The organism is Amycolatopsis sp. NBRC 101858, from assembly GCF_030269325.1.
Taxonomy (GTDB): domain Bacteria; phylum Actinomycetota; class Actinomycetes; order Mycobacteriales; family Pseudonocardiaceae; genus Amycolatopsis; species Amycolatopsis ponsaeliensis.
The window spans coordinates 1,468,003-1,475,264 of record NZ_BSTD01000002.1 but is presented as its reverse complement, the minus strand read 5'-3'; the positions used below and the strand labels follow the sequence as shown (position 1 = coordinate 1,475,264).

Annotated in this window: 6 protein-coding genes; 2 read left to right on the top strand and 4 right to left on the bottom strand. The window is 70.6% G+C overall.

Features of this window, described 5'->3' with window-relative positions; all coding sequences use genetic code 11:
- The first annotated feature begins 131 nt into the window (after nucleotides 1-131).
- Nucleotides 132-1,382, top strand: coding sequence for an activator-dependent family glycosyltransferase (locus QSK39_RS19935; RefSeq protein WP_285479259.1), 1,251 nt, complete (start codon nucleotides 132-134; stop codon nucleotides 1,380-1,382).
- Here QSK39_RS19935 and QSK39_RS19930 read toward each other — a convergent pair.
- Nucleotides 1,368-1,790 carry a hypothetical protein gene (locus QSK39_RS19930; RefSeq protein ID WP_285479258.1) on the bottom strand — a complete coding sequence of 141 codons (423 nt, stop codon included), beginning with the start codon at nucleotides 1,788-1,790 and terminating at the stop codon, nucleotides 1,368-1,370. The two genes, QSK39_RS19935 and QSK39_RS19930, sit on opposite strands and share 15 nt — an antisense overlap.
- Complete coding sequence (locus QSK39_RS19925) at nucleotides 1,787-2,713, bottom strand: diiron oxygenase (protein ID WP_285479257.1); 927 nt, start codon at nucleotides 2,711-2,713, stop codon at nucleotides 1,787-1,789. The genes QSK39_RS19930 and QSK39_RS19925 overlap by 4 nt, the downstream gene beginning before the upstream one ends.
- Nucleotides 2,714-2,825: 112 nt before the next feature.
- Here QSK39_RS19925 and asnB point away from each other — a divergent pair, with 112 nt between their 5' ends.
- Nucleotides 2,826-4,661: an asparagine synthase (glutamine-hydrolyzing) gene (gene asnB, locus QSK39_RS19920; RefSeq protein ID WP_285479256.1), complete on the top strand. Its 1,836-nt coding sequence runs from the start codon at nucleotides 2,826-2,828 to the stop codon at nucleotides 4,659-4,661.
- Here the strand turns inward: asnB and QSK39_RS53005 are convergent.
- Nucleotides 4,648-4,917, bottom strand: a complete 270-nt coding sequence (locus QSK39_RS53005; protein ID WP_353051060.1) for a tetratricopeptide repeat protein — start codon at nucleotides 4,915-4,917, stop codon at nucleotides 4,648-4,650. The genes asnB and QSK39_RS53005 overlap by 14 nt on opposite strands.
- A 361-nt stretch (nucleotides 4,918-5,278) precedes the next feature.
- Complete coding sequence (locus tag QSK39_RS19910; protein WP_285479254.1) at nucleotides 5,279-7,198, bottom strand: LamG-like jellyroll fold domain-containing protein; 1,920 nt, start codon at nucleotides 7,196-7,198, stop codon at nucleotides 5,279-5,281.
- Nucleotides 7,199-7,262 lie beyond the last annotated feature (64 nt).

Genomic DNA, 7,262 nt, shown 5'->3' with positions numbered 1-7,262 from the left:
GCCCGAGGGCTCGGCCGGTCTGCGGCCGGGCTGGCCCACGGTGCTGGACGTGCCCGGCGACCACTTCACGATGGTGCAGGAGCACGCCGGCGACACCGCACACGCGATCGAGGAATGGTTGGGAGAGTTCGATGAAGGTTCTGTTCACGACGCTGGCGGCGAACGCGCACCTGTACAACCTGGTGCCGATGGCGTGGGCGCTGCGCGCGGCCGGGCATGACGTCCGGATCGCCGCCCAGCCGGATCTCACCGACGCCATCGTCCACACCGGACTCCCGGCGGTCGCGGCCGGTCCGGCGCTGGACCTGGCCGCGCTGAGCCGCCAAGCCCAGGAGCGGCCGGCGAACAAGACCGTGTTCGGCTCGGAGTTCGACATCACCGAGACCCGGGAAGAGCGGCTCACCCCGGACTACGTCCGCGGTGTGTTCACGACGTGGTGCTCGATCGGGTTGGAGCGGCTCGCCCACGAGGCGGTGCTCGACGACCTCGTCGGGTTCGCCCGGGCCTGGCAGCCGGATCTGGTCGTCTGGGACGCGCTGACCTACATGGGCCCGATCGCCGCGCGAGCCAGCGGCGCGGCGCACGTCCGGATGCTGTTCGGGCTCGACCACTGGGCCCGCTTGCGCGACCGGTTCTTCGCACTGGGCGGGGCCGGGGGAGGAGACCCGATGGCGGAGTGGCTGTCAGGGAAGCTGGACCGGTACGGCTGCACGTTCGACGAAGAGCTGGTCCTCGGGCAGCGCACGCTCGACCCGCTGCCGCCGTGGACCCGGTTCCCGGTCGGCGTGGACTACCTCCCGGTGCGGCAGGTGCCGTACAACGGCCCGTCGGTGGTGCCGGCGTGGCTGTCCGAGCCGCCCGCCCGGCGCCGGGTCTGTGTCACCCTGGGCATGTCCCGGCGCGACCTGTGGGGTGAGGACCGGTTCTCGGTCGACGACCTGTTCGACGCGGTGGCCGGCCTGGACGTCGAGGTGGTCGCGACGCTGACCGCCAAGCAGGTTTCGGCGGCGTCGGCGGTACCGGACAACGTGCGGTTGTTCGACTTCGTCCCGTTGGACGCCCTGCTGCCGACGTGCGCGGCGGTCGTCCACCACGGCGGCGCGGGCACGACCGGGAACGCCGTGGCGCACGGGGTGCCGCAGCTGGTGATCCCGGGCAACATGTGGGACAAGGCCGGCCTGGCCGATCTGCTGGCGGGTCAGGGCGCGGGCCTGGTGCTCGACCACGAGCAGGTCACCGCGGCAGGGCTGCGGGCGCAGTTGGTGAGACTGCTCGAGGAGCCGTCTTTCGCGGCGTCGGCGGAGAAGGTGCGTGCGGAGGTCGAGCAGGTCCCCACACCGGCGCGGATCGTGCCGGAGCTGGAACGGCTAGTCCAGGACTGACGGCTGCCGCTCGGCGGCGGCCACGCCCCAGAACAGGGGCGTGGCGTCGTCGAGCAGCAGTCCCGCCGCCCAGCGCGGCTCCACCAGCAGGACACCGTCGTCGCACTCGGTTGTCCACTGTGGACAGCAGGCCAGCACGACGAGCAGGTCGCCGTCGGCCTCCGGGACGACGTCGGGCTCGGTGACCAGGGCCAGCGTCACCGTGGCCGCCAGCGGGTGCCGCGTCCGCAGGGACAGGCCCGCCGGGTGCCGGGACAGGTCGAAGTCCAGCCTCGTGTCCAGCTCCTGCGCCCGGGTCAGCCACCGGGCCAGGATGTCGGCCCACGGTGCGCCGGTGGCGAACCGCGCGGTCTCGGACTCGGCCGCCAGCGGCACGGACAGCAACGCCAGCAGGTAGTCCCGGATCATCGGAGCAGCCCGGCGTCGAGAAAAGCCCGCGACACCGGCGGATCCTCGAACACCCCGTTGTCCCGGAGCATGCGCAGCGTCGGCGTCGCGTTGCGCAGCACGCCGTCGCGCGTCCGCGCCGACGCGGACATCTCGGCCACGATCCCGACCGGGTCGTCGAACTCGCCGGGCATGCTCCGCAGCACGCTGGTCAGCGCGGGCTCGTCCGGCCAGAGGAACGCGTGGATCACCCGGGGCAGCAGCGCGCCGATCTTGCGGCGCAACGGCAGCGGCATCCTCGGCCACAGCAGTTCGAACAGCTGGCGGAAGAACGCGTGGTGCCGGCCTTCGTCCGCGGCGTGGTCCTGCGCCAGCTCGCGCACGGCCGGCTGCACGGACGGGTCCTTCGGGAGCCGGGTCAGGGTGCCGGTGATCAGGGTTTCCGAGACGATCGCGAAGAACAGCTTGACCAGCGGCCGGTACGCGGGCAGCTCGGCCGAGTACAGCGTGGCGAGCTCGGTGAGGAACCGCGGCCGGTGCTCGATCGGGACCACCCCGGTCTCGGCCATGACCGCCGACTTGAGCGTGTTGGACATCTCCGCGTGGCCGGCTTCGTCGGTGTAGATCCGCAGCACGTCGTCCTTCATGGCGGCGGGCAGCCACGGCAGGAAGCCCGGCGACCGCAGCAGCGCGCAGATCTCGTTGACCGGCCCCATTTCCAGCTGCACCGTGAACTCCAGGTGCAGGTAGAGGCTGTGGACGAGGATCGCCGCGCGGACACCGGCCGGTGCCGCGAGCACCGGCGGGCACGCCGACAGCGGGCACAGATCCGCCGAGAAGAAGTGCCCGCCCGCGGTGAACGGGGAGTCCCGGTGGGGCTTGGAGCGCACCCAGGACCGCCGGTCCCACTCGGTGAACCTCGACCGATAGTCGCTTGCTGTCAACGGTTTCACCTCCTGTCCCACTTCACCACGCACGACCGGGAGGCCCAACCCCTATGTTCGTTGTCGCTGCCCGCGAGCCTGGATACGATCCGCCGCAACGGAGGGAGCAAACATGTGCGGGGTTGCCGGCTGGGTGTCGTTCGACCGTGACCTGACCAGAGAACGGCCCGCGATCGAGGCCATGACGCACAGCATGCGCCAGCGCGGTCCGGACGAATGGGGGATCTGGACCGGGACGCACGCCGCCTTCGGCCACCGCCGGCTCTCCATCATCGACCTGCCCGGCGGAACCCAGCCGATGTCGGTCGACACCCCGGACGGCGAGGTCGTGCTCACCTACAGCGGTGAGACGTACAACTTCGTCGAACTGCGCGACGAACTGCGCCGGCGCGGGCACCGGTTCCGCACCGCCAGCGACACCGAAGTGGTGCTGCGCGGGTACTTGGAGTGGGGCGCGGCGGTCGCCGAGCGGATGGTCGGCATGTGCGCGATCGGGCTGTGGGACGGCCGGACCGAGAGCCTGGTCCTCATCCGCGACCGCCTGGGCACCAAGCCGTTGCACTACTTCCCGACCGAGGACGGCGTCCTGTTCGGCTCCGAGCCGAAGGCGATCCTGGCGCACCCGCTGGCGGAGCCGGTGGTCGGCACCGACGGCATCCGCCGGCTGCTGCTGGGGTTCCCGACCACCGACGAAGGCGTCTGGTCCGGCGTGAAGATCGTCCGCCCGGGCACCGTGATCACGGTGGACCGGGCCGGCCTGCGCGAGCACACCTACTGGCGCCTGAGCGCCGAGCCGCACACCGAGGACCGGGAATCGACGATCCGGACGGTCCGCGCGATGATCGAGGACAACGTCGCCCACGAACTGGTGGCCGACGTGCCCCGGGGCGTGCTGCTGTCCGGTGGCCTGGACTCCAGCGTGCTCACCGGCCTGGCCGACCGCAGCCTGCGCCCGCGCGGCGAGACCGTCCGCACGTTCTCGGTGGACTTCCCCGACCAGACCGAGAACTTCAAGCCCGACAGCATCCGGGGCAGTGCCGACGGCCCCTACATCGCCGACGTCGTGGCGCACGTCGGGACCGAGCACCACCAGCTCGTCCTGGACCACCGCGCGCTGTCCGACCCGGAGGTGCGCCGGGAGGTCGTGGCCGCCTGGGACGCGCCCTACGGCATGGGCGACATGAACAGCTCGATCTTCCTGCTGTTCAAGGCACTCAAGGAGCACGTCACGGTGGCGTTGAGCGGGGAGGCCGGTGACGAGATCTTCATGGGCCACCTCTGGCACCACGCCGAATCGGTCTACTCGGGGGGAAACTTCCCCTGGTTCGTCGCCTGGCCGCAGCTGGACACCTCGTCCTACATGACCCAGGAGTTCATCGACCTGATCGACCTCCCGGGGTTCACCCGGGACAGCTACCACGACGCGCTCACCGAAGTACCCCACCTGGACGGCGAGGACACCCGCCGCCGCAAGCAGCGCGAGATCGCCTACCTGGGCCTGACCCGTTTCATGCGCACGCTGGAAGACCGCCTGGACCGGATGGCGATGCGCGCGGGCGTGGAGACGAGGGTCCCGTTCTGCGACCACCGCCTGGTGCAGTACCTGTACAACGTCCCCTGGTCGATGCACACGTTCGACGGCCACGAGAAGAGCCTGCTCCGCGCGGCGGCCCGGGACGTGCTCCCGGACTCGGTGGCGGCCCGCCGCAAGAGCGGCTACCCCTCGACCCAGGACCTCCGCTACGTGGCGGCGCTCCAGCAGCAGGTCCGGGACGTCCTCACCGAGGCGAACACGGACGCGTTGTTCATGTGCGACCCGCAGAAGGTCGCGGAAGCGGCGAGCCGCAACCCGGCCGACGTGGACCCCGCGGCCCGGTTCACCTTCGAGCGGATCCTCGACGTCGCCGTCTGGCTGGACCTCACCAAGCCCAGCCTCAAGGTGTCCTGACCCGAACCGGTTTGTCCAGGTGGTCCTGGACGCGTTGGGCTTCGCGGCCGTCGCGGTAGTCGTGCTTCCGGTGGAATTCGAGTGCGGTCCGGCAGTGGCCGAGTGCGGTTGCGTGGTCGCCGAGCCGGGCCGTGAGCCGGCCGAGGTTGTCGAGGGAATGCGCTTGGCGGATCTCGTCCCCGAGCCCGCGGAAGAGGGCGAGGGTGCTCGTGATGTGTTCGAGGGCTTCGTCGAGCCGGTTCAGCCCGCCGAGCACCCGGCCGAGACAGGCCTGCCTGACGGCGAACTCGTCGTGGCGGGGGCCGCCGGCGTTGGGGCGACAGAAGCTTCTCGGCAGCGCAGGCGGTGTGCAGGAAAGGAGCCGAGGACCCGGCGCCGCGCCTCTTCCGCGGACCGCTCGTCCGCGGTTTCGGCCGCGTATCGGCGGATCAAGAACCGCGGGACCGGCCGCTGCCTGGTGGTGTCCGGGGGCGGCAGCGAAAACGGAGCGCGCGCGGCCCAGTTCGACTGCCTGCCGCAGAACACCGACCAGATCTGGGACCTTCCGCCGTTCCCGGGCGAGCGTTGAGCCGGTAGCCGGCGGAGCGCCCGCTCCGCCGGCTACCGCTTCTCGTGGCTCAGTGGGTCAGGAACTCCTCCGGCCGCAGCGCGCGGCCGACGATGCGGACGTCGCCGATCCAGCCGTGGAACACGTTGTCCAGTGCGCCGCCGTACTCGTGGCCGCCGAGGAGCCACGGCAAGCCGAGGGACGCTATGCCGACCGAGTCCGTGGAGGGGTTGTCCGCCACCGGGGCGCTTTCGACGTAGACCTTCGTGTGGTGCCCGTCGTTGACGACCGCGATGTGCCACCACTGGTCTTCGGCCAGGCCGTGGCTCCAGTTGGTCGTCGGGTAGGTCTGGCTGAGCGGGTAGCAGTTGAACTGCACCTCACGGCCGTTGTTCGTGGTCATCAGCTGGGCCACCGGCTCCTTCGGGTCGGTGTTCTTGCCGTGCTTGCCCGCGTTGCCGGACGCGCCGCGGCGGACCAGGACCGGCATGTTGCCGTTGGTGCCGCCGTCCCAGTCGCGCGGGATCTTCACGAACGTCTCGATCGTGTAGCCGCGCTTGAACGCCTCGGTGTTCAGCGGTGCACTCGCGCCCGTGGTCAGGTACGCGCCGTGCAGCGGGCTCCTGCCGCCGGCGAAGCGGAGGCTGGCGTGGCCCGGCTGGTCGGGGTGGTGGTCGTCGGTCCAGGTCAGGGCGTCGGGGGCGGTACCGGCGACCGACTGCAGCGTGAGGTCGTTGCCGCGGCCCGACAGGTCGCGCACCTTCTGGGCCGCGGTGACGGAACTGCCGTTCGCGCCGACGTTGTCGAAGCGCCAGTACGCGAGCGTGCCCGGCACGAGCACCTGGCCGGCCGGGCGCGCCGGGCGGACCGGCACGGGGATGAAGCCGGCGAAGCGCTGTTCGAAGTCGAACGGCATCGAGAAGCGGTCGACGGACGTGGTGAGCCGCGACTCCAGCACCTCCAGGCGGTTGCGCTTCGCGGGGTCCTTCTCCAGGATCCACGGCGAGACCGTCTCGACGTCGATCGTGTTCCGCGCGAGGTCGAAGTGGTACAGGCGCAGCATGCCGCCGCCGCTCATGTACCGGTTCTGGTAGTTCGTGATGTGCAGGTGCACGTCGTGGCCGGCGGCGTTCTTCTTCGTCATGCGGCCCGAGGGCCAGTAGTGGCCGTTGAGCGTGAGGAAGATCTGGTCGTTGTCCTTGATCAGCGCGTCCCAGACGGTCTGGCCGTAATCGGTGATCTCGGCGTTGTTCTCGGGATCGCCCGACTCGTAGGGGTAGACCTCGTCGCCGTAGGTCGGCGCGACGATCTCATGGCACGTGAGGATCACCGGCAGCTTCGGGTTCTTCTTGATGACATCGTTCGCCCACGCGAAGCCCGCGGCCGACGTGCGCCAGTCCATGGCCAGCAGCAGCCACTCGCGCCCGGCGGCGCGGAAGACGTGCGCGGTGTTGTAGCCGCTCGCGTCGGAGCCGAGGAACGACTTCTGCCGGCGGAACCGCTGCGGGCCCATCGTCTGCAGGTACGGCGTGGTGCCGCGCGTGTCGTCGCCGGACACGTCGTGGTTGCCGGCGAGCACGCTGTAGGCGACGCCGGCCGAGTCGGCCTGCTTGAACGTCTTGTCCACGGCCTGGAACGACGTGACGTCGGCGTCCTGCGTCAGGTCGCCGAGGTGGGCCAGGAAGACGATGTTGCCGTCCGGTCTGCCGCTGTTCTCGATCACGTACCGCAGCGACGCTTCCTGCGGCTCCGGGTTGATGCTGTTCTGGCTGCCCCAGTAGAGGTACTGGGTGTCCGGCATCACCGCGACGGTGAACTGGAGGCTCTCGCCGTCCGGGTGCCACCGGCCGCCGGCGCCGTTCGCGCCGGTCGCGGTGTCGGCTTCGGCCGGTGCGGCGCCGAGCGCACCCAGCGCCGTCACGCCGGCACCGGCCAGCCCGGCGGTGCGCAGGAAGGACCGTCGGTTCGGGCCCGCCTGGTTTTCGCGCATGATCTGCCTCATTCGGTTTTCCGGGGGAATGCTTCGGCGACCGGACGCTATGCCCGCCTGCTTG